Source organism: Pseudomonas sp. R3-52-08 (assembly GCF_003851745.1).
In the GTDB taxonomy this organism is placed as follows: domain Bacteria; phylum Pseudomonadota; class Gammaproteobacteria; order Pseudomonadales; family Pseudomonadaceae; genus Aquipseudomonas.
The window spans coordinates 1,048,617-1,068,076 of record NZ_CP027730.1; the positions used below are offsets into that span (position 1 = coordinate 1,048,617).

A 19,460-nucleotide genomic window follows, 5' to 3' on the forward strand; every position below is an offset into this window, starting at 1 on the left:
ATTTTTTTTCGCAATCTGCATAATTGCCCACCTCTTTCTGCAGTGGAAGTGATGCGCCGTCTGCCGAAGAATCTTGCCGTTGAACGGACGCGCTGACCCGAGCCCCCGATAGCGTCTGTATCCGGCTGCCTTTGACCTTGTCAAAGTACGCACTATTCAGTAAGATCCGCCGTCTAATTTACAGGGCGGCCCCTGAGGCTATTAAAGAATGACAACTTTTACTGCAAAACCGGAAACAGTTCAGCGCGACTGGTTTGTCGTCGACGCCGCTGGTCAGACCCTGGGTCGTCTGGCCACTGAAGTCGCCAGCCGTCTGCGTGGCAAGCACAAGCCTGAATACACCCCGCACGTTGATACCGGTGACTACATTGTCATCATCAACGCTGAGCAGGTACGTGTTACCGGCAACAAAGCGCAAGACAAAATGTACTACCGTCACTCCGGTTTCCCAGGCGGTATCAAGTCTTCCAACTTTGAAGGCCTGATCTCCAAGAAGCCTGAAGCCCCGATCGAAATCGCGGTCAAAGGCATGCTGCCTAAGGGCCCACTGGGTCGCGATATGTTTCGCAAGCTGAAAGTCTATGCGGGCGCTGTACACCCTCATGCTGCTCAGCAGCCCCAAGAACTGAAGTTTTAACGGAATAGTTCATTATGTCGGCGACTCAAAATTACGGCACTGGCCGTCGCAAAACCGCAACCGCACGCGTTTTCCTGCGTCCGGGCACTGGTAACATCTCGATCAACAACCGCACTCTGGAAAATTTCTTCGGCCGCGAAACTGCCCGCATGGTAGTTCGTCAGCCGCTGGAACTGACCGAGACTGTTGAAAAGTTCGACATCTACGTCACCGTTATCGGTGGCGGTGTAAGTGGTCAAGCTGGCGCAATCCGCCACGGTATCACTCGCGCTCTGATGCAGTACGACGAAACCCTGCGTGGCGCTCTGCGCAAAGCTGGCTTCGTTACTCGCGATGCTCGTGAAGTTGAACGTAAGAAAGTTGGTCTGCGTAAAGCGCGTAAGCGTCCGCAGTACTCGAAGCGTTAATTCGCTTTACGTTCCACAAAAACGCCCAGCCTCCTCACGGAGCTGGGCGTTTTTTATTGCCTGCGATTTATGCACATTTTTCGCCGTGACAACTTGCCACATCCACAGACCCCCTATACTACAAGGCCTGGGGGTGGTGACCCGGGCAATTCCCTTGTCATCCGTGGGGCTTTTCATTACCATCCGTCAAAATTTTTATAAGTAAAGATTCAACACTTAGTAGACGCCTGATTTAACAGGCCAAAAAGCTGATGGGAGAGGACTGAATGAGCAATGACGGCGTGAATGCAGGCCGGCGTCGCTTCTTGGTAGCAGCCACATCCGTGGTGGGTGCTGCAGGAGCGGTGGGGGCTGCGGTCCCGTTCGTGGGGTCATGGTTTCCCAGTGCCAAGGCGAAAGCCGCAGGTGCACCGGTGAAGGTGAATGTCAGCAAGATCGAGCCAGGGCAGCAGATGATTGCTGAATGGCGCGGCCAGCCGGTATTCATTGTTCGTCGTACCGAGGAAATCCTGGGGAATCTGAAAAAGATCGAAGGCCAGTTGTCTGACCCTAAATCCGAGAATTCCGACCAGCCCGCCTACGCCAAGAACGAAGTGCGCTCGATCAAGCCAGAGATTCTGTTGCTGGTAGGTCTGTGTACCCACCTGGGTTGCTCACCCACCTTTCGCCCGGAAGTCGCCCCTGTCGACTTGGGCAAGGACTGGGTCGGCGGTTATTTCTGCCCGTGTCACGGTTCCCATTACGACCTTGCCGGCCGTGTCTACAAGTCTCAGCCCGCGCCCCTGAACCTGCCGGTTCCTCCGCATACCTACGAAACTGACGACCTCATTGTCATTGGCCTCGATAAGGAGAACGCGTGATGAGCAAGTTCATGGATTGGGTGGATGCGCGTTTCCCCGCCACCAAAATGTGGGAAGACCATCTCAGCAAATATTACGCGCCAAAAAACTTCAACTTCTTCTACTTCTTCGGCTCCCTGGCACTGCTGGTACTGGTCAACCAGATCGTCACCGGCGTGTGGTTGACGATGAGCTACACGCCGTCTGCGGAAGAGGCGTTCGCCTCCGTCGAATACATCATGCGTGACGTCGAGTACGGCTCGATCCTGCGCCTGCTGCACTCCACCGGCGCGTCGGCGTTCTTCATCGTCGTCTACCTGCACATGTTCCGTGGCTTGCTCTATGGCTCGTACCAGAAGCCGCGCGAACTGGTGTGGGTGTTCGGCATGCTGATCTACCTGGCGCTGATGGCCGAAGCGTTCATGGGCTATCTGCTGCCGTGGGGCCAGATGTCGTATTGGGGTGCCCAGGTGATCATCTCGCTGTTCGGGGCGATCCCGGTGATCGGCAACGACCTGACCCAGTGGATCCGTGGTGACTACCTGATCTCCGGTATTACCCTGAACCGTTTCTTTGCCTTGCACGTCGTCGCCTTGCCGATCGTGATCCTGGGCCTGGTGGTATTGCACATCCTGGCGCTGCATGAAGTGGGCTCCAACAACCCGGATGGTGTGGACATCAAGAAGCATAAGGACGAGAACGGCATCCCGCTCGATGGCATTCCATTCCACCCTTATTACACCGTGAAAGACATTGTCGGCGTGGTCGTGTTCCTGTTCGTGTTCTGCTCGATCGTGTTCTTTTTCCCGGAGATGGGTGGTTATTTCCTTGAGAAGCCTAACTTCGAACAAGCCAACGCGTTCAAGACGCCCGAGCACATTGCCCCGGTCTGGTACTTCACGCCGTTCTACGCAATCCTGCGTGCGATCCCCGACAAACTCATGGGCGTGATCGCCATGGGCGCGGCGATCGCGGTGCTGTTCGTGCTGCCGTGGCTGGATCGCAGTCCGGTCAAGTCCATGCGCTACAAGGGTTGGCTGAGCAAGATCTGGCTATGGGTGTTCTGCATTGCGTTTGTGATCCTGGGTGTGCTGGGCGTATTGGCGCCGACCCCTGAGCGCACGTTGCTGTCGCAGGTCTGCACCTTCCTGTACTTCGCCTACTTCATTCTGATGCCGTTCTACACCCGGCTCGAGAAGACCAAACCGGTTCCGGAAAGGGTGACTGGCTGATGAAAAAATTATTTGTTGCATTAGTGCTTGCGGCCCTGCCGCTTCTGTCTTTGGCTGCCGAGCATGGCGCGGAACTGGAAAAAGTCGACATCGATGTCGCCGATAAAGCCGCTTTGCAAGATGGTGCACGTACCTTTGCCAACTACTGCATGGGCTGCCACAGCGCCAAGTTCCAGCGCTACGAGCGGGTTGCCGATGACTTGGGCATCCCCCATGAGTTGATGCTGGAGAAACTGGTGTTCACCGGAGCCAAGATCGGCGACCACATGAACATCGGCATGAAACCGGCAGACGCCAAGGCCTGGTTCGGCGCAGCACCGCCCGACCTGACCCTGGTGGCGCGCGTGCGTGGCACCGACTGGCTCTATGGCTACCTCAAATCCTTCTACGAAGACCCCGCCCGCCCTTGGGGCGTGAACAACAAAGTGTTCCCGAACGTCGGCATGCCTAACGTTCTGGTCGGCCTGCAGGGGCGCCAAGTGGTAGGATGCAAGCAAGTCCAGGTCGTTGAAGATGGCAAGAAGCAATATGATCCGTTGACCGGCACCCCGCTGACCCATGAAGCGTGCGATCAACTGACCATCGTGCCCAAGACCGGTACGCTGAATGAAGAGCAGTTCGACGAGAAGGTCAAGAACCTGGTGACCTTCCTGGCCTACTCGGCCAACCCGGTCAAACTGCAGCATCAGCGCATCGGTACCTACGTCTTGCTGTACCTGGCTTTCTTCTTCGTATTCGCCTATCTGCTCAAACGCGAGTACTGGAAGGATGTGCATTGATCCAACCGTAAGCAATTGCTGTTAATCTTGCGCGCCCAGCGGCATCTCTGAACACGTAGCGTCGGTTGTTCCAGACGTTACAGAGATGCTCCCTGGGCGCGCTCGTTTTTGAGCTTTCGATAATTTCAACAAGCGAGGAGGACCGCCATGGGCGTGACCAACCGGTTGGCCTGTTACTCCGACCCCGCCGACCACTATTCCCACCGAGTACGCATCGTGCTCGCAGAGAAGGGTGTCAGCGCCGAGATCATCAGTGTGGAAGCGGGCCGTCAGCCGCCGAAACTGATCGAAGTGAACCCTTACGGCAGCTTGCCCACCCTGGTCGATCGTGACCTGGCGTTGTGGGAGTCAACCGTGGTGATGGAATACTTGGATGAGCGTTATCCGCATCCGCCTTTGCTGCCGGTGTACCCGGTGGCGCGCGCCAACAGCCGCCTGCTGATCCATCGGATCCAGCGTGACTGGTGCCGGCTGGTGGATGTGATTCTGGATTCACGCAGCAAAGAGCCGGCCCGTGTCGTGGCGCGCAAGGAATTGCGCGAAAGCCTGACCGGCGTTTCGCCGCTGTTCGCCGACAAGCCTTTTTTCCTCAGTGAGGAACAAAGCTTGGTGGATTGCTGCCTATTACCCATACTCTGGCGCTTGCCGATTATGGGCATTGAACTGCCGCGGCCTGCCAAGCCGCTGCTTGATTACATGGAGCGCCAGTTTGCGCGTGAGGCTTTCCAGGCGAGTCTGTCTGGTGTCGAACGCGATATGCGCTAAGGCTTAAGGAGCCGCTGATGAACTCCAGTCGACCCTATCTGGTCCGCGCGCTCTATGAGTGGATTGTGGACAACGATTGCACCCCGCACATGCTGGTCAATTCCGAATTTCCTGCGGTGCAGGTTCCGCAGGGTTTTGCCAGTGACGGACAGATTGTATTGAACGTATCGCCCAGTGCCGTGCGCCACCTGCACATGGACAACGAAGCGGTCAGCTTCGAAGGGCGTTTCGGCGGCGTGCCGCATACGCTGTTTGTGCCGATTGGCGCCATCCTCGGGATTTATGCCCGTGAGAATGGCCAAGGCATGGTGTTCGATCTGGAGTCGCCTTTCGAGGATGACGAAACGATCGAAGGCGAAGGCGGCGATGACGTGCCGCCACCTGATAACGAGCCACCGCGCCCTACGGGCCGGCCGAGCTTGAAAGTGGTGAAGTAAGCGGCTGTTGCCTTCGGGCGAGCCTGAAAAATGCCTCGGCGGTTGCCGGGGCATTTTTTTGTCTGCCGCGCAGAAGTGAAAGTCTCGACAGGAACGGTGATCGTACAACCGCCATGGGCTATGATGCGTCTTCAGTTCGCCGAGAAAGATGATCCATCATGGAAAACGCCAACGCCGCCCCACGTCTGCCCCGCAAGCGCCGCAGCCTTGCCCAGGAATTGGTCACGGTGTTGTCCGAACAAATCCGCGACGGCCAGCTCAAGCGTGGCGACAAGCTGCCCACTGAGTCGGCGATCATGGATGCCCATGGTGTGAGTCGTACCGTGGTGCGCGAGGCCATCTCGCGCTTGCAGGCGGCGGGGCAGGTGGAGACGCGTCACGGCATCGGTACGTTCGTATTGGACACGCCAAGCCCGAGCGGTTTCCGCATCGATCCGGCCACCGTGGTGACGTTGCGCGATGTGTTGGCGATTCTGGAGTTGCGTATCAGCCTGGAAGTGGAATCAGCAGGCCTGGCTGCCTTGCGCCGCAGTGACGAGCAGCTGGCGGCGATGCGTGCGGCCCTCGATGCCTTGAATGAAAGCGCGGCCCACGCGGGTGATGCGGTGGCGTCAGACTTTGCGTTCCACCTGGAAATAGCGCTGTCCACCGGCAACCGTTATTTCACCGACATCATGACCCACCTGGGCACCAGCATCATTCCGCGTACCCGCCTGAATTCGGCGCGTCTGGCCCATGATGACCAGCAGCATTACATGGGACGCCTGAGTCGCGAACACGAAGAGATTTATGAGGCGATCGCGCGCCAGGATTCGGACGCGGCGCGTGCGGCGATGCGGTTGCATTTGACCAACAGTCGGGAAAGGCTGCGCCATGCCCATGAAGAGGCGGAGGCGGAGGCGCAGCGTGGGTGAGCTGACGTGTTCAGGCTAGATCGAATTCTATTCCTGTAACGCTGCCATCAGCGTCATAAACGAACGTCTTTTTCAGTACTTCCCAAACCTGCCCATCCATATTCAGAAAATCACCTTTGTTCGGTAATTCCTCAATACTAATGTTCGCAGTGCTATTTTTCTTGGTGCCTTTGAATTTGACCGGGATTTTAGTTGTCATGATCAAGCCTCATTGAGCAGGAACAAAATAGGGTAGTGCCCGCACGTTGCCTATGCTCCCTGCAAGTGCGTGTGGGCTTGACCACGTTAGGGGGCCTGAGGGTGGGGAGGGTACTGTCAGAATTCACAGTTCTGACGAGCGGTATCAAGCACGGCCATGGTCCTGCCCAGCCACGGAAGAGGCCTGCCGGTTTTGTCATCCTTGAGTAACTCGTGCGTACTCCACCGCCCCCATCACATCCTTGCGGCGCAATTCATGGCGTACGCCATTTCCAATGCCTGGTCGGTACCGGTTTGATAAGCGGCCACCGCCTGTTGCAAGTCCGCGCTATGTCGTAAGACATCGTTCTAATTGGCTGTGTGCATATACCGTCAGGCCGAGAGCCAAGGAAAAACACGTAGGTCAAGAAGTCTGCTTCATCGGCAAGCTTGAGGTGAACACTGACGATTTGCAGTTGACGAATCTTTTTATAGTTGTACGATGACGTACGACATCACCATAACCAACAATAACCTTTCGACAGAAAGTCTTTACCCAGGGTGTTCGAATAATGAATCCACAAGAACTGAAGTCCATCCTCTCCCACGGTCTGCTGTCTTTTCCGGTGACCGATTTCAACGCCCAGGGTGACTTTCACCAGGCGGGCTATATCAAGCGTCTGGAATGGCTTGCCCCGTACGGCGCCACAGCGCTGTTCGCCGCGGGCGGCACCGGTGAGTTTTTCTCCCTGGCCGCCAGCGAATATTCCCAGGTTGTGAAGACCGCTGTTGATACCTGCGCCACCAGCGTGCCGATTCTTGCCGGTGTCGGCGGCGCGACCCGCCAGGCCATCGAATACGCTCAAGAGGCCGAGCGCCTGGGTGCCAAGGGCTTGCTGCTGCTGCCGCACTACCTGACTGAAGCCAGCCAGGACGGGGTTGCCGCCCACGTTGAAGCGGTGTGCAAATCGGTCAAGATCGGCGTGGTGGTGTACAACCGCAATGTCTGCCGCCTGACCGCGCCGCTGCTCGAGCGCCTCGCCGAGCGTTGCCCGAACCTGATCGGCTACAAGGACGGCCTGGGTGACATCGAGTTGATGGTGTCGATCCGTCGTCGTCTCGGCGACCGTTTCAGCTACCTCGGCGGCCTGCCGACCGCAGAGGTTTATGCCGCTGCCTACAAGGCCCTGGGCGTGCCGGTGTACTCCTCGGCGGTGTTCAACTTCATCCCGAAAACCGCGATGGATTTCTACCACGCGATTGCCAAGGATGATCACGCCACTGTCTCCAGGATCATCGACGATTTCTTCCTGCCCTACCTGGACATCCGTAACCGCAAGGCCGGTTACGCCGTGAGCATCGTCAAGGCAGGTGCGAAAATCGCCGGCTATGACGCCGGCCCGGTGCGCACCCCGCTGACCGACCTGCTGCCGGAAGAATACGAAGCCCTGGCCGCGCTGATCGACAAGCAAGGCGCGCAATAACTTATCAACAAGGCCGCTGAGCAATCAGCGGCCTTTTGCGTCAGGAGAAGATTCGTGTCCCAAGCAAAACGTTTCGAGAACTACATCAACGGTGAATGGGTTACCGGCACCGACTACTGCACCAATATCAACCCGTCGGACCTTTCCGATGTGATTGGCGAATACGCCAAGGCCGATGTCGCCCAAGTCAACGCCGCTATCGAGGCCGCTCGCGCCGCATTTCCGGCCTGGTCCACCTCCGGCATCCAGGCGCGCCATGATGCGCTGGACAAAGTCGGCAGCGAAATCCTCGCCCGCCGCGAAGAACTCGGCACCCTGCTGGCCCGGGAAGAGGGCAAGACCCTGCCCGAAGCCATCGGCGAGGTGACCCGCGCCGGTAACATCTTCAAATTCTTCGCCGGTGAATGCCTGCGCCTGTCTGGCGACTACGTGCCGTCGGTGCGCCCGGGCGTCAATGTAGAAGTTACCCGTGAAGCCCTTGGCGTGGTCGGCTTGATCACCCCATGGAACTTCCCGATCGCCATCCCGGCGTGGAAAATCGCCCCGGCCCTGGCCTATGGCAACTGTGTGGTGATCAAGCCGGCCGAACTGGTGCCCGGCTGTGCCTGGGCCCTGGCCGACATCATTTCCCGCGCCGGTTTCCCTGCCGGGGTGTTCAACCTGGTGATGGGCAGCGGCCGCGTCGTGGGCGATGTGTTGGTCAACAGCCCGAAAGTCGACGGCATCAGCTTCACCGGTTCGGTGGGCGTGGGCCGTCAGATCGCTGTCAGTTGCGTGTCGCGCCAAGCCAAGGTGCAGCTGGAAATGGGCGGCAAGAACCCGCAGATCATTCTCGACGACGCCGACCTCAAGCAGGCAGTCGAGCTGTCGGTGCAGAGCGCGTTCTACTCCACCGGCCAGCGTTGCACTGCATCCAGCCGCCTGATCGTCACCGCCGGCATCCACGACCAGTTCGTCGCGGCCATGGCCGAGCGCATGAAGTCGATCAAGGTCGGCCACGCACTCAGCAGCGGTACCGACATTGGCCCGGTGGTCTCCCAGGCCCAGTTGGACCAGGACATGAAGTACATCGACATCGGCCAGAGCGAAGGTGCGCGGCTGGTCAGCGGTGGCGGTCTAGTGACCTGCGATACCGAAGGCTACTACCTGGCGCCGACGCTGTTTGCCGACAGCGAAGCCGCCATGCGCATCAGCCGTGAAGAAATCTTCGGCCCAGTGGCCAACGTGGTGCGCGTGGCCGACTACGAGGCGGCGCTGGCCATGGCCAACGACACCGAATTCGGTTTGTCGGCGGGCATTGCCACTACGTCGTTGAAGTACGCCAACCACTTCAAGCGTCATTCCCAGGCCGGCATGGTCATGGTCAATTTGCCCACCGCTGGCGTGGATTACCACGTTCCGTTCGGTGGCCGTAAGGGGTCGTCCTACGGTTCGCGTGAGCAAGGTCGCTATGCGCAAGAGTTCTACACCGTGGTGAAAACCAGCTACATCGGCTCGTAACACGCGACACAGACTCGCATCCCTGTAGGAGCGAGCTTGCTCGCGAAAAAACTCAAGGGCACCGCGTGCATCCTGAATGCCCGCGTATTCGTTGACGCTTTTCGCGAGCAAGCTCGCTCCTACAGGGGGCGGCACACAACAAGACAATTACCCGCAAAAAAAATAATTAGTGGGAGTACTTCTACATGCAAGCGACCAAGCCGACCCACGTCCGCTATTTGATCCTGCTCATGCTGTTCCTGGTGACCACGATCAACTACGCCGACCGTGCAACTATTGCCATCGCCGGTTCCAGCCTGCAAAAAGACCTCGGCATCGACGCGGTCACCCTCGGTTACATCTTCTCTGCATTCGGTTGGGCCTACGTCGCCGGGCAAATTCCCGGCGGTTGGCTGCTCGACCGGTTCGGCTCGAAAAAAGTCTATGCCCTGAGCATCTTCACCTGGTCACTGTTCACCGTGCTGCAAGGCTACGTCGGTGAGTTCGGTATCTCCACGGCCGTGGTTGCGCTGTTCATGCTGCGTTTCATGGTGGGCCTGGCCGAAGCGCCTTCGTTCCCCGGTAACGCACGTATCGTCGCGGCCTGGTTCCCGACCGCCGAGCGCGGTACGGCTTCGGCGATCTTCAACTCGGCGCAGTACTTCGCCACCGTGTTGTTCGCGCCGCTGATGGGCTGGATCGTCTACAGCTTCGGCTGGCAGCACGTGTTTATCGTGATGGGGGCGATTGGCATCGTGTTCTCGCTGATCTGGCTGAAAGTTATCCACAGCCCGCGCCAGCATCCGATGATCAACACCGCCGAGCTCGATTACATCGCGGCCAACGGCGCGATGGTGGATATGGACCAAGACAAGGGCAAGGGTAAGAAAACCGACGGACCGAAGTGGGATTACATCCGCCAGTTGCTGACCAACCGCATGATGCTGGGCGTGTACCTGGGCCAGTATTGCATCAACGGCATCACCTACTTCTTCCTGACCTGGTTCCCCGTTTACCTGGTGCAAGACCGTGGCATGACCATCCTCAAGGCGGGTTTCATCGCCTCGCTGCCGGCCATCTGCGGGTTTATCGGCGGCGTGCTGGGCGGGGTGATTTCCGACTACCTGCTGCGCAAGGGTCATTCCCTGACCTTCGCTCGCAAGGCGCCGATCATTGCCGGCCTGCTGGTGTCCAGCAGCATCATTGCGTGTAATTACGTCGACGTTGAATGGATGGTGGTGGGCTTCATGGCCCTGGCCTTCTTCGGCAAGGGCGTTGGCGCACTGGGCTGGGCGGTGGTGTCCGACACCTCGCCGAAACAAATCGCCGGCCTCAGTGGTGGCTTGTTCAATACCTTCGGTAATCTTGCCTCCATCACCACGCCGATTGTGATTGGCTACATCATCAGCACCACCGGCTCGTTCAAATGGGCCCTGGTATTCGTGGGCGCCAATGCGTTGGTGGCGGTGTTCAGCTACCTGGTCATCGTCGGCCCGATCAAGCGTGTAGTACTCAAAGAGCCGCCAGCCAAGGGCCCTGAGTTGACCAACCTAACCGAAGCGCATTCCTGAGGTTCGTGTGATGCAGTTGATTGAACATGCCGACTCGCCGCGCTCGATTCGTTTGCACGAGCGCGACAATGTAGTGATCGTGGTGAACGACCAGGGCGTCCCGGCCGGCACCGAGTTTCCGGACGGCCTGGTCACCGTGGAGTTTATCCCGCAGAGCCATAAGGTAACGTTGGAAGACATTCCCGAAGGCGGCCAGATCATTCGCTACGGCCAGACCATTGGCTACGCGCTGGCGCCGATCCCGCGTGGCAGCTGGGTGCAGGAAGACCAGTTGCGCATGCCCACCGCGCCGCCGCTGGACAGCCTGCCGTTGTCCACCGAGGTGCCTGGAACCCAGGCGCCGCTGGAGGGTTTTACCTTCGAGGGCTACCGCAACGCCGATGGCACCGTGGGCACGCGCAATATCCTCGGGATCACCACCACGGTGCAGTGCGTGACCGGCGTGCTGGACTATGCCGTCAAGCGCATCAAGGATGAATTGCTGCCCAAGTACCCGCACGTCGATGACGTGGTGGCGCTGACCCATAGCTACGGCTGCGGCGTGGCGATCACGGCCACGGACGCCTACATCCCGATCCGTACCGTGCGCAACCTGGCGCGCAACCCGAACCTGGGCGGCGAAGCCCTGGTGATCAGCCTGGGCTGCGAGAAATTGCAGGCCGGACAAGTGATGCACGACAACGACAGCTCCGTCGACCTGAGCGAGCCTTGGCTGTACCGGTTGCAGGATTCCAGCCACGGCTTTACCGAGATGATCGAGCAGATCATGGCGCTGGCCGAGGTGCGCTTGAAAAAGCTCGACCAGCGCCGCCGCGAAACGGTGCCTGCGTCCGAGCTGATCCTGGGCATGCAATGCGGCGGCAGTGATGCATTTTCCGGCATCACCGCCAATCCGGCGCTGGGGTATGCGTCAGACCTGTTGTTGCGTGCCGGGGCTACGGTGATGTTTTCCGAAGTGACGGAAGTCCGTGACGCTATTTACCTGCTGACGTCTCGGGCGCAGAGCAAAGAAGTCGCCCAGGAGCTGGTCAGAGAAATGGACTGGTATGACCGTTACCTGGCCAAGGGCGAGGCGGATCGCAGCGCCAATACCACGCCGGGCAACAAGAAGGGCGGGTTGTCGAACATCGTCGAGAAGTCGTTGGGCTCCATCGTCAAATCCGGCAGCAGCGCGATCAACGGCGTGCTCGGCCCTGGCGAGCGCGTCAAGGGCAAGGGCCTGATTTTTTGCGCGACCCCGGCCAGTGACTTTGTGTGCGGCACCTTGCAACTGGCGGCGGGCATGAACCTGCATGTGTTCACCACCGGGCGTGGCACACCTTACGGGCTGGCGATGGCGCCGGTGGTGAAGGTGTCGACCCGCACCGAGCTGGCCCAGCGCTGGCCGGACCTGATCGATATCGACGCCGGGCGCATCGCCACCGGGCGCGCGAGCATCGAAGAGCTGGGCTGGGAGTTGTTTCACTTCTACCTGGATGTGGCCAGCGGCAAGAAGCAGACGTGGGCGGAGCGGCACAAGCTGCATAACGACATCACGTTGTTCAATCCGGCGCCGATTACTTGAGACCGAGTCGCCTGCTATCGGGGGCTTGCCCCCGATAGCGGTCTACCAGGCACCATCGAGCTGTATGGCTTATCATTAACCAACTAACGACGCTCACCAAGGTTCTCCCCGGCATGCTGGCAATCTTCCTCACCACGCTCACCATCACCGCGCCGGTGTTCGCCATGCTCTTCCTCGGTGTGCTGCTCAAGCGCATCCGCTGGATCAACGACAACTTTATCCATACCGCCTCGTCCCTGGTGTTCAACGTCACCATGCCGGCGCTGTTGTTTCTCGGCATTCTGCATGCCGACCTGCATTCGGCGCTCAAGCCGGGTTTGCTGATTTACTTTGCCGTGGCCACGCTGGTGAGCTTTGCCATGGCGTGGGGCTGGGCGATTCTGCGCTGCAAGCGCGAAGACCGCGGCATCTACACCCAGGGCGCGTTTCGTGGCAATAACGGGGTGATCGGCCTGGCGCTGGCTGCCAGCATGTACGGCGACTACGGTATCTCCCTCGGGGCGATCCTCGCGGCACTGGTGATCCTGTTCTACAACACCCTGTCGACCATTGTGCTGGCGGTGTACAGCCCGGTGATCAAGTCCGACCCATGGAGCATCTTCAAGAGTGTGGTGGCCAACCCGCTGATCATCAGCGTGTTCGTCGCGGCGCCGTTCGCCTATTTCCAGATCGGCCTGCCCGGCTGGCTGGAAAAATCCCTGCAGTACCTGGCCGACACCACCTTGCCGTTGGCGTTGATCTGCATTGGCGGCACCCTGTCCCTGGCGGCGCTGCGCAAGAGCGGCAAGATGGCATTGAGCGCGAGCCTGATGAAGATGGTCTGGCTGCCGGTGATCGCCACAGGCGGCGCGTGGCTGCTGGGGTTCCGGGGGCCGGAGCTGGGGATTTTGTTCCTGTACTTTGGCGCGCCGACGGCGGCCGCAAGCTTCGTGATGGCCAGGGCCGCCGAAGGCAATCATGAACTGGCGGCAGCGATTATCGTGATCACCACGCTGATGGCGGCGGTGACCACCAATATCGGGATCTTCGTGTTGCAGGCCGGTGGCTGGATCTAAGCTCTTTTCTGAGCGGCTATTGCGATTCCCTCTTGTGTTGGCGGTGCCAGGCGCGCAGCGACGTGAACAACAGCCCCACCCCTAACGCCGGCAAGACGTAAAACAGCATCAAGTGCTCAAGCTTGGTGGCCAAGGGCATGCCGGTGGTAAACGCCATGACATGCAGGCCATACGCCAGGTACAGCCCCAGCAACACCAGGCCTTCGGCCCGCGTGACGCGGTAGCCGGTATAGAACACCGGCAGGCACAGGACGATGGCGCCGAGCATGACCGGCAGGTCGAAGTCCAGCGCGTTGGGCGAGACCGACAGCGGCGCAGGCGCCACCAGGGCGGTGAAGCCCAGCACTCCCAGCAGGTTGAACAGGTTGCTGCCGATCACATTGCCCACGGCAATCTCGCGCTCGCCACGCAGGGCGGCAATCAACGAGGTGGCGAGGCAGGGCAGCGAAGTGCCGACGCCGATCAGCGTCAGGCCGATGACGCGCTCGGACAAGCCCAAATCGCCCGCCACCTCCACGGCCGCACCCAGCAGCAAATGCCCGGCCAGCACCAGCACCAACAACCCGCCGAGCATCAACAGCACGCTGCTCAGCCAGGGTGCCTTGGTCATGCTGGCCAGCGTGCGTGGACGACGGGAGTGGCGCGTCTGGTAGTGCAGCACGCCAAGGTAGGCCAGCAGCGCAACCAGCAGCACCAGGCCGTCGAACGGCGTCAGCGCCTCGTTGGCAGCCAGGACGAACACCAGCAGGCCGGCGACGATCATCACCGGAATATCCAGACGCACCAAATGGCGCGACACCCGTAACGGAATGATCAGCGCGGACAGGCCCAGGGTGACGAGGATATTGAAGATGCTGCTGCCGATCACGCTGCCCACGGCAATATCGGTGTTGCCGGCCAGGGTGGCCTGCAGGCTGACGGCCATCTGTGGCGCACTGCTGCCGAAGGCCACGATGCTCAGGCCGATGATCAACGGCCGCACCTTGAGGCTGGCGGCCAGACGCACTGCGGCCCGCACCAGGATTTCAGCGCCGACGATCAACAGCAGCAAGCCGCTGACCAGTTCGAGCAGGCTCCAGGGTGAGAGGGCGTTCAATCCAAAAATGCTCAAGGCTGCCTCGATCAGTTGTTCAGGGCTTGCAAACGAACCCGTGCGGTGCCGCTGCCGAGCATACGCAGTTGCTCGGCGGCCTTGCGTGAAAGGTCGATCAGGCGGCCGCGGGTGTGGGGGCCGCGATCATTGATACGCACCACCACAGAGCGGTTGTTGTCGAGGTTGGTGACCTTGACCTGGGTACCGAAGGGCAAGCGCCGGTGGGCGGCGGTCAGGCCGTTCTGGTTGAACGCTTCACCGCTGGCGGTGCGTTTGCCATGGTGCTTGGCGCCGTAATAGGAGGCGGTGCCGGTTTCATCGTAGCCGTTGGGGTCGATGAGGCCGTTGGCGCAACCGGTTAGCAGGGAAAAGACAGCCAGGAGGCCGAGTAGACGCTTCATTCCAGGTATTCCCGTATCAAATGTGGGAGGGGGCTTGCTCCCGATAGCGGTGGGCCAGTCACTGATGTGTTGACTGAATCACCGCTATCGGGAGCAAGCCCCCTCCCACAGGAGGTCCGAGTCGAGCATGAACACTCACTCGGCTCCTTCACCGCTATCAGCCCTCGAGCTTGCTTTTGAGCAATTCGTTGACCTGTTGCGGGTTGGCTTTGCCTTTGGATGCTTTCATCGCCTGGCCAACAAAGAAGCCGAACATCTTGCCGCGCTTGGCTTCATCAGCCGCGCGATATTGTTCGACCTGCTCGGCGTTCGCCGCGAGCATTTCATCGAGCACGGCCGAAATAGCGCCGCTGTCGGTGACTTGCTTGAGGCCACGCTTCTCGATGATGTCATCGGCGCTGCCTTCACCGGCGGCCATCGCTTCGAACACGGTCTTGGCGATTTTGCCGGAGATGGTGTTGTCCTTGATGCGCAGCAGCATGCCGCCCAGTTGTTCGGCGCTAACCGGTGCTTCGTCGATTTCCAGGCCTTGCTTGTTCAACAGGCTGCCCAGTTCGACCATCACCCAGTTGGCCGCCAGCTTGGCGTCGCCGGCAATGCTCACGACCTTTTCGAAGTAGTTGGCTTGCTCACGGCTGGACGCCAAGACGCTGGCATCGTAGACCGACAGGCCGAACTGCGCCTGGAAACGTTCGCGCTTTTGCTGTGGCAGTTCCGGCAGGGTGGCGCGGATATCGTTGAGGAACGAGTCCTCCAGCACCACCGGCAGCAGGTCCGGATCGGGGAAGTAACGGTAGTCGTTGGCTTCCTCCTTGCTGCGCATGGCGCGGGTTTCGTCTTTGTTCGGGTCGTACAGGCGCGTTTGCTGGATCACCTTGCCGCCGTCCTCGATCAGTTCGATCTGGCGACGCACTTCGCTGTTGATCGCCTTCTCGATGAAGCGGAACGAGTTGACGTTCTTGATCTCGCAGCGGGTGCCGAACTCGACCTGGCCTTTGGGGCGGATCGACACGTTGCAGTCGCAACGCAGCGAACCTTCAGCCATGTTGCCGTCGCAGATACCCAGGTAGCGCACCAGCGCGTGGATTGTCTTGACGTAGGCCACGGCTTCCTTGGCGCTGCGCATGTCCGGCTCGGAGACGATCTCCAGCAACGGCGTGCCGGCACGGTTCAGGTCGATACCGGTGGCACCGGGGAATTCTTCGTGCAGGCTCTTGCCGGCGTCTTCTTCAAGGTGCGCACGGGTCACGCCGACACGTTTGATGGTGCCGTCTTCCAGCGGGATGTCCAGGTAGCCCTTGCCGACGATCGGCAGCTCCATCTGGCTGATCTGGTAGCCCTTGGGCAGGTCCGGGTAGAAGTAGTTCTTGCGCGCGAACACGTTGTGCTGGCCGATCTCGGCGTCAATCGCCAGGCCGAACATCACCGCCATGCGCACCGCTTCCTGGTTCAGCACCGGCAGCACGCCGGGCATGCCCAGGTCGACCAGGCTGGCCTGGGTGTTGGGTTCTGCGCCGAACGTGGTGGCGCTACCGGAGAAAATCTTCGATTGGGTGGCGAGCTGGGTATGAATCTCCAGCCCGATCACAACTTCCCATTGCATAGTGTTCTCCTCAGAAGCCGGTAGGGGTGCGAGTGTGCCAGTCGGTGTTCAACTGGTACTGGTGCGCCACATTGAGCAGGCGGCCTTCCTGGAAATACGGGGCAAGCAATTGCACGCCGACCGGCAGGCCATCGACGAAACCGGCGGGCATGGACAAGCCCGGCAAGCCCGCGAGGTTGGCGGTGATGGTGTAGAGGTCTTCCAGGTACTCGGCGATCGGGTCGCCGGTCTTGGCGCCGATCTTCCAGGCCGGGTTCGGCGTGGTTGGGCCGAGGATCACGTCGACTTCTTCAAAGGCTGCCATGAAGTCGTTCTTGATCAGGCGGCGGATCTTCTGCGCCTTGAGGTAGTACGCGTCGTAGTAGCCAGCCGACAGGGCGTAGGCCCCGACCATGATCCGGCGTTGTACTTCCACGCCGAAGCCTTCGCCACGGGAGCGCTTGTACAGGTCGGTGAGGTCTTTCGGGTTTTCGCAGCGATAGCCGAAGCGCACACCGTCGAAACGCGACAGGTTGGAGGACGCTTCAGCCGGGGCGATCACGTAGTAGGCGGGAATCGCGTGCTGGTTGTTCGGCAGGCTGATGTCCTTGATCACGGCGCCGAGCTTTTCCAGCTCTTTGATGCTGTTGTGCACCAAGTCGGCGATACGTGGGTCGAGACCGGCGCTGAAGTATTCCTTGGGCACGCCGATGCGCAGGCCCTTGAGCGACGTGTTCAGGCTGGCGCTGTAGTCCGGCACCGGCTCATCGATGCTGGTGGAATCCTGTTTATCGAAACCGGCCATACCTTGTAACAATATCGCGCAGTCTTCAGCCGTGCGGGCCAGCGGGCCGCCCTGATCGAGACTCGACGCGTAGGCGATCATGCCCCAGCGGGACACGCGACCGTACGTCGGCTTCAAACCGGTGAGGTTGGTGAAGGCTGCCGGTTGGCGGATCGAGCCACCGGTGTCGGTGGCCGTGGCGGCCGGCAGGAAGCGCGCGGCAACGGCGGCGGCCGACCCACCGGACGAACCGCCGGGTACGTGGTCCAGGTTCCACGGGTTTTTCACCGCGCCGTAGTAGCTCGACTCGTTGGCCGAACCCATGGCGAATTCGTCCATGTTGGTCTTGCCCAGGGTCACGGCCCCGGCGGCGGCCAGCTTGGACACTACGGTGGCGTCGTAGGGCGCCTTGAAGTTGTCGAGCATCTTCGAGCCGCAACTGGTGCGAATGCCCTGGGTGCAGAACAGGTCTTTGTGGGCGATCGGAGCGCCCAGCAGCGCGCCGTTCTCACCGTTGGCGCGACGCACGTCGGCGGCCTTGGCCTGGCTCAGGGCCAGCTCTTCGGTGAGGCTGATGAAGCTGTTGACCTTGGGGTCCAGCGCGACGATGCGCGCCAGCAGGGTCTTGGTCAGCTCTTCGGAAGAAAACGTTTTGTCGGCGAGACCGCGGGCGATCTCGGCCAGAGTCATGTGATGCATGAAAGGCTCTTTCCCTTTAGTCGATGACTTTCGGAACCAGGTACAGGCCGTTTTCGACCGCTGGCGCGATGGACTGGTAGGCCTCGCGGTTATTGCGCTCGGTCACGACGTCTGCGCGCAGGCGCTGACTGGCTTCCAGCGGGTGAGCCAGGGGCTCGATGCCGTCGGTGTCGACGGCCTGCATTTGGTCAACCAGCCCGAGAATGCTGTTCAGGGCTGCGGTGGTCTGTGGAAGATCGGCGTCATTGAGGCCAAGCGAGGCCAGATGCGCGATTTTTTCCACGTCGGAGCGTTCAAGCGCCATGGGATTCTCCAGTGGAAAACAGAACGGAAGGCGTCCGTGTGTTAGATTGTCGGAACACTACCGCATTTCTACGGTCATAAGGCCGCGATTGTGGGGGTTGGTGCACAGAAAGTCGGCCAATTTAGCACATTGGCGCCTTGCCCAAAATCCCTGTCGTTGTTAGAGTTTGCCGCACTTTTTTACCCACGCGTTGCCTAGGGTCCCTTTCCCATGTTCAAGAAACTGCGTGGCATGTTTTCCAGCGATCTTTCCATTGACCTGGGCACTGCCAACACCCTTATTTACGTGCGCGAGCGCGGTATCGTCCTGAATGAGCCATCGGTTGTGGCCATTCGGACCCATGGTAATCAGAAAAGTGTCGTTGCCGTTGGCACCGAGGCCAAGCGCATGCTCGGCCGAACACCAGGCAATATTGCTGCCATTCGTCCGATGAAAGACGGCGTGATCGCCGACTTCAGTGTCTGCGAGAAGATGCTGCAGTACTTCATCAACAAGGTTCACGAAAACAGTTTCCTGCAGCCCAGCCCTCGTGTGCTGATCTGCGTCCCGTGCAAATCCACCCAGGTGGAGCGTCGTGCCATCCGTGAATCGGCCCTGGGTGCCGGTGCCCGCGAGGTGTTCCTGATCGAAGAGCCGATGGCCGCCGCAATCGGCGCCGGCCTGCCGGTTGAAGAAGCCCGCGGTTCGATGGTGGTGGATATCGGTGGTGGTACCACCGAGATCGCCCTGATTTCCCTGAACGGTGTGGTGTATGCCGAATCCGTGCGTGTCGGCGGCGACCGCTTCGACGAAGCGATCATCACGTATGTGCGTCGTAACTACGGCAGCCTGATCGGCGAATCCACCGCCGAGCGCATCAAGCAGGAAATCGGCACCGCTTACCCGGGCGGCGAAGTTCGCGAGGTTGATGTTCGCGGCCGCAACCTGGCCGAAGGCGTGCCACGTGCCTTCACCCTGAACTCCAATGAAGTGCTGGAGGCTCTGCAAGAGTCCCTGGCCACCATCGTTCAGGCGGTGAAGAGCGCCCTGGAGCAGTCGCCGCCGGAGCTGGCTTCCGATATCGCCGAGCGTGGCCTGGTACTGACCGGTGGTGGCGCCTTGCTGCGCGACCTCGACAAGTTGCTGGCCCAGGAAACCGGCCTGCCGGTGATCGTCGCCGAGGACCCGCTGACCTGCGTGGCGCGTGGCGGTGGTCGTGCACTGGAAATGATGGATAAACACACCATGGACCTGCTTTCCAGCGAATAAGCTTGCCTG

At 60.0% G+C, this 19,460-nt stretch carries 20 protein-coding genes; 14 read left to right on the forward strand and 6 right to left on the reverse strand.

Annotation, left to right across the window (positions count from 1 at the left end):
• Positions 1-208 precede the first annotated feature (208 nt).
• The 8 genes from rplM (at position 209) to C4J91_RS04755 (ending at position 6,010) form a co-directional block, all read left to right on the forward strand.
• On the forward strand, positions 209-637 hold the full coding sequence (gene rplM, locus C4J91_RS04720) for a 50S ribosomal protein L13 (protein WP_003171742.1): 429 nt from the start codon (positions 209-211) through the stop codon (positions 635-637).
• Between the two features lie 14 nt (positions 638-651).
• Positions 652-1,044 (forward strand): 30S ribosomal protein S9, encoded by a 393-nt coding sequence (gene rpsI, locus C4J91_RS04725; protein ID WP_003216038.1) that lies wholly within the window; start codon positions 652-654, stop codon positions 1,042-1,044.
• A gap of 266 nt (positions 1,045-1,310) precedes the next feature.
• Complete coding sequence (gene petA / locus C4J91_RS04730; protein WP_034118089.1) at positions 1,311-1,904, forward strand: ubiquinol-cytochrome c reductase iron-sulfur subunit; 594 nt, start codon at positions 1,311-1,313, stop codon at positions 1,902-1,904.
• Positions 1,904-3,115: a cytochrome bc complex cytochrome b subunit gene (locus C4J91_RS04735; RefSeq protein WP_003171746.1), complete on the forward strand. Its 1,212-nt coding sequence runs from the start codon at positions 1,904-1,906 to the stop codon at positions 3,113-3,115. The genes petA and C4J91_RS04735 overlap by 1 nt, the downstream gene beginning before the upstream one ends.
• Positions 3,115-3,894, forward strand: a complete 780-nt coding sequence (locus C4J91_RS04740) for a cytochrome c1 (RefSeq protein ID WP_057724540.1) — start codon at positions 3,115-3,117, stop codon at positions 3,892-3,894. Before C4J91_RS04735 ends, C4J91_RS04740 begins: the two co-directional genes overlap by 1 nt.
• A 147-nt stretch (positions 3,895-4,041) precedes the next feature.
• Entirely contained in the window at positions 4,042-4,659 is a 618-nt protein-coding gene (locus C4J91_RS04745; protein ID WP_124361287.1) for a glutathione S-transferase N-terminal domain-containing protein, read from the forward strand.
• Positions 4,660-4,676: 17 nt separating this feature from the next.
• A complete protein-coding gene (locus C4J91_RS04750; protein WP_124361288.1) occupies positions 4,677-5,096 on the forward strand; it encodes a ClpXP protease specificity-enhancing factor in 420 nt (139 codons plus the stop codon).
• Positions 5,097-5,254: 158 nt separating this feature from the next.
• On the forward strand, positions 5,255-6,010 hold the full coding sequence (locus C4J91_RS04755; RefSeq protein WP_124361289.1) for a FadR/GntR family transcriptional regulator: 756 nt from the start codon (positions 5,255-5,257) through the stop codon (positions 6,008-6,010).
• A gap of 10 nt (positions 6,011-6,020) precedes the next feature.
• Here the strand turns inward: C4J91_RS04755 and C4J91_RS04760 are convergent, their stop codons facing one another.
• Entirely contained in the window at positions 6,021-6,209 is a 189-nt protein-coding gene (locus C4J91_RS04760; protein WP_124361290.1) for a hypothetical protein, read from the reverse strand.
• A 550-nt stretch (positions 6,210-6,759) separates the two neighbouring features.
• Here C4J91_RS04760 and kdgD point away from each other — a divergent pair.
• From kdgD to C4J91_RS04785, 5 genes are all read left to right on the forward strand, one after another.
• On the forward strand, positions 6,760-7,671 hold the full coding sequence (gene kdgD, locus C4J91_RS04765; RefSeq protein ID WP_057724545.1) for a 5-dehydro-4-deoxyglucarate dehydratase: 912 nt from the start codon (positions 6,760-6,762) through the stop codon (positions 7,669-7,671).
• A 54-nt stretch (positions 7,672-7,725) separates the two neighbouring features.
• Positions 7,726-9,171, forward strand: a complete 1,446-nt coding sequence (locus tag C4J91_RS04770; RefSeq protein WP_124361291.1) for an aldehyde dehydrogenase family protein — start codon at positions 7,726-7,728, stop codon at positions 9,169-9,171.
• 185 nt (positions 9,172-9,356) lie between these two features.
• Entirely contained in the window at positions 9,357-10,721 is a 1,365-nt protein-coding gene (locus tag C4J91_RS04775) for an MFS transporter (protein WP_124361292.1), read from the forward strand.
• 10 nt (positions 10,722-10,731) lie between these two features.
• On the forward strand, positions 10,732-12,285 hold the full coding sequence (gene garD / locus C4J91_RS04780; protein ID WP_124361293.1) for a galactarate dehydratase: 1,554 nt from the start codon (positions 10,732-10,734) through the stop codon (positions 12,283-12,285).
• A gap of 113 nt (positions 12,286-12,398) precedes the next feature.
• A complete protein-coding gene (locus C4J91_RS04785; RefSeq protein WP_124361294.1) occupies positions 12,399-13,340 on the forward strand; it encodes an AEC family transporter in 942 nt (313 codons plus the stop codon).
• Between the two features lie 16 nt (positions 13,341-13,356).
• Here C4J91_RS04785 and C4J91_RS04790 read toward each other — a convergent pair whose 3' ends face one another.
• The 5 genes from C4J91_RS04790 to gatC form a co-directional block, all read right to left on the reverse strand.
• Positions 13,357-14,403, reverse strand: a complete 1,047-nt coding sequence (locus tag C4J91_RS04790) for a calcium/sodium antiporter (protein WP_256658980.1) — start codon at positions 14,401-14,403, stop codon at positions 13,357-13,359.
• Positions 14,404-14,462: 59 nt separating this feature from the next.
• Positions 14,463-14,834: a septal ring lytic transglycosylase RlpA family protein gene (locus C4J91_RS04795; RefSeq protein ID WP_124361295.1), complete on the reverse strand. Its 372-nt coding sequence runs from the start codon at positions 14,832-14,834 to the stop codon at positions 14,463-14,465.
• A 157-nt stretch (positions 14,835-14,991) separates the two neighbouring features.
• Positions 14,992-16,437: an Asp-tRNA(Asn)/Glu-tRNA(Gln) amidotransferase subunit GatB gene (gene gatB / locus C4J91_RS04800; protein WP_124361296.1), complete on the reverse strand. Its 1,446-nt coding sequence runs from the start codon at positions 16,435-16,437 to the stop codon at positions 14,992-14,994.
• Positions 16,438-16,447: 10 nt separating this feature from the next.
• Positions 16,448-17,899 (reverse strand): Asp-tRNA(Asn)/Glu-tRNA(Gln) amidotransferase subunit GatA, encoded by a 1,452-nt coding sequence (gatA, locus tag C4J91_RS04805; protein ID WP_124361297.1) that lies wholly within the window; start codon positions 17,897-17,899, stop codon positions 16,448-16,450.
• 16 nt (positions 17,900-17,915) lie between these two features.
• Positions 17,916-18,203, reverse strand: coding sequence for an Asp-tRNA(Asn)/Glu-tRNA(Gln) amidotransferase subunit GatC (gatC, locus tag C4J91_RS04810; protein ID WP_005784804.1), 288 nt, complete (start codon positions 18,201-18,203; stop codon positions 17,916-17,918).
• 210 nt (positions 18,204-18,413) lie between these two features.
• Here gatC and mreB point away from each other — a divergent pair, with 210 nt between their 5' ends.
• Positions 18,414-19,451, forward strand: a complete 1,038-nt coding sequence (gene mreB, locus C4J91_RS04815) for a rod shape-determining protein MreB (RefSeq protein WP_002555108.1) — start codon at positions 18,414-18,416, stop codon at positions 19,449-19,451.
• The last annotated feature ends 9 nt before the right edge of the window (positions 19,452-19,460 follow it).

What these genes read in the sequence shown, in the direction of transcription:
- rplM (WP_003171742.1), top strand. Translation starts at nt 209, where the DNA reads ATGACAACTTTTACTGCAAAACCGGAAACAGTTCAGCGCGACTGGTTT.
- rpsI (WP_003216038.1), top strand. Translation starts at nt 652, where the DNA reads ATGTCGGCGACTCAAAATTACGGCACTGGCCGTCGCAAAACCGCAACC.
- petA (WP_034118089.1), top strand. Translation starts at nt 1,311, where the DNA reads ATGAGCAATGACGGCGTGAATGCAGGCCGGCGTCGCTTCTTGGTAGCA.
- C4J91_RS04735 (WP_003171746.1), top strand. Translation starts at nt 1,904, where the DNA reads ATGAGCAAGTTCATGGATTGGGTGGATGCGCGTTTCCCCGCCACCAAA.
- C4J91_RS04740 (WP_057724540.1), top strand. Translation starts at nt 3,115, where the DNA reads ATGAAAAAATTATTTGTTGCATTAGTGCTTGCGGCCCTGCCGCTTCTG.
- C4J91_RS04745 (WP_124361287.1), top strand. Translation starts at nt 4,042, where the DNA reads ATGGGCGTGACCAACCGGTTGGCCTGTTACTCCGACCCCGCCGACCAC.
- C4J91_RS04750 (WP_124361288.1), top strand. Translation starts at nt 4,677, where the DNA reads ATGAACTCCAGTCGACCCTATCTGGTCCGCGCGCTCTATGAGTGGATT.
- C4J91_RS04755 (WP_124361289.1), top strand. Translation starts at nt 5,255, where the DNA reads ATGGAAAACGCCAACGCCGCCCCACGTCTGCCCCGCAAGCGCCGCAGC.
- C4J91_RS04760 (WP_124361290.1), bottom strand. Translation starts at nt 6,209, where the DNA reads ATGACAACTAAAATCCCGGTCAAATTCAAAGGCACCAAGAAAAATAGC.
- kdgD (WP_057724545.1), top strand. Translation starts at nt 6,760, where the DNA reads ATGAATCCACAAGAACTGAAGTCCATCCTCTCCCACGGTCTGCTGTCT.
- C4J91_RS04775 (WP_124361292.1), top strand. Translation starts at nt 9,357, where the DNA reads ATGCAAGCGACCAAGCCGACCCACGTCCGCTATTTGATCCTGCTCATG.
- garD (WP_124361293.1), top strand. Translation starts at nt 10,732, where the DNA reads ATGCAGTTGATTGAACATGCCGACTCGCCGCGCTCGATTCGTTTGCAC.
- C4J91_RS04785 (WP_124361294.1), top strand. Translation starts at nt 12,399, where the DNA reads ATGCTGGCAATCTTCCTCACCACGCTCACCATCACCGCGCCGGTGTTC.
- C4J91_RS04795 (WP_124361295.1), bottom strand. Translation starts at nt 14,834, where the DNA reads ATGAAGCGTCTACTCGGCCTCCTGGCTGTCTTTTCCCTGCTAACCGGT.
- gatB (WP_124361296.1), bottom strand. Translation starts at nt 16,437, where the DNA reads ATGCAATGGGAAGTTGTGATCGGGCTGGAGATTCATACCCAGCTCGCC.
- gatA (WP_124361297.1), bottom strand. Translation starts at nt 17,899, where the DNA reads ATGCATCACATGACTCTGGCCGAGATCGCCCGCGGTCTCGCCGACAAA.
- gatC (WP_005784804.1), bottom strand. Translation starts at nt 18,203, where the DNA reads ATGGCGCTTGAACGCTCCGACGTGGAAAAAATCGCGCATCTGGCCTCG.
- mreB (WP_002555108.1), top strand. Translation starts at nt 18,414, where the DNA reads ATGTTCAAGAAACTGCGTGGCATGTTTTCCAGCGATCTTTCCATTGAC.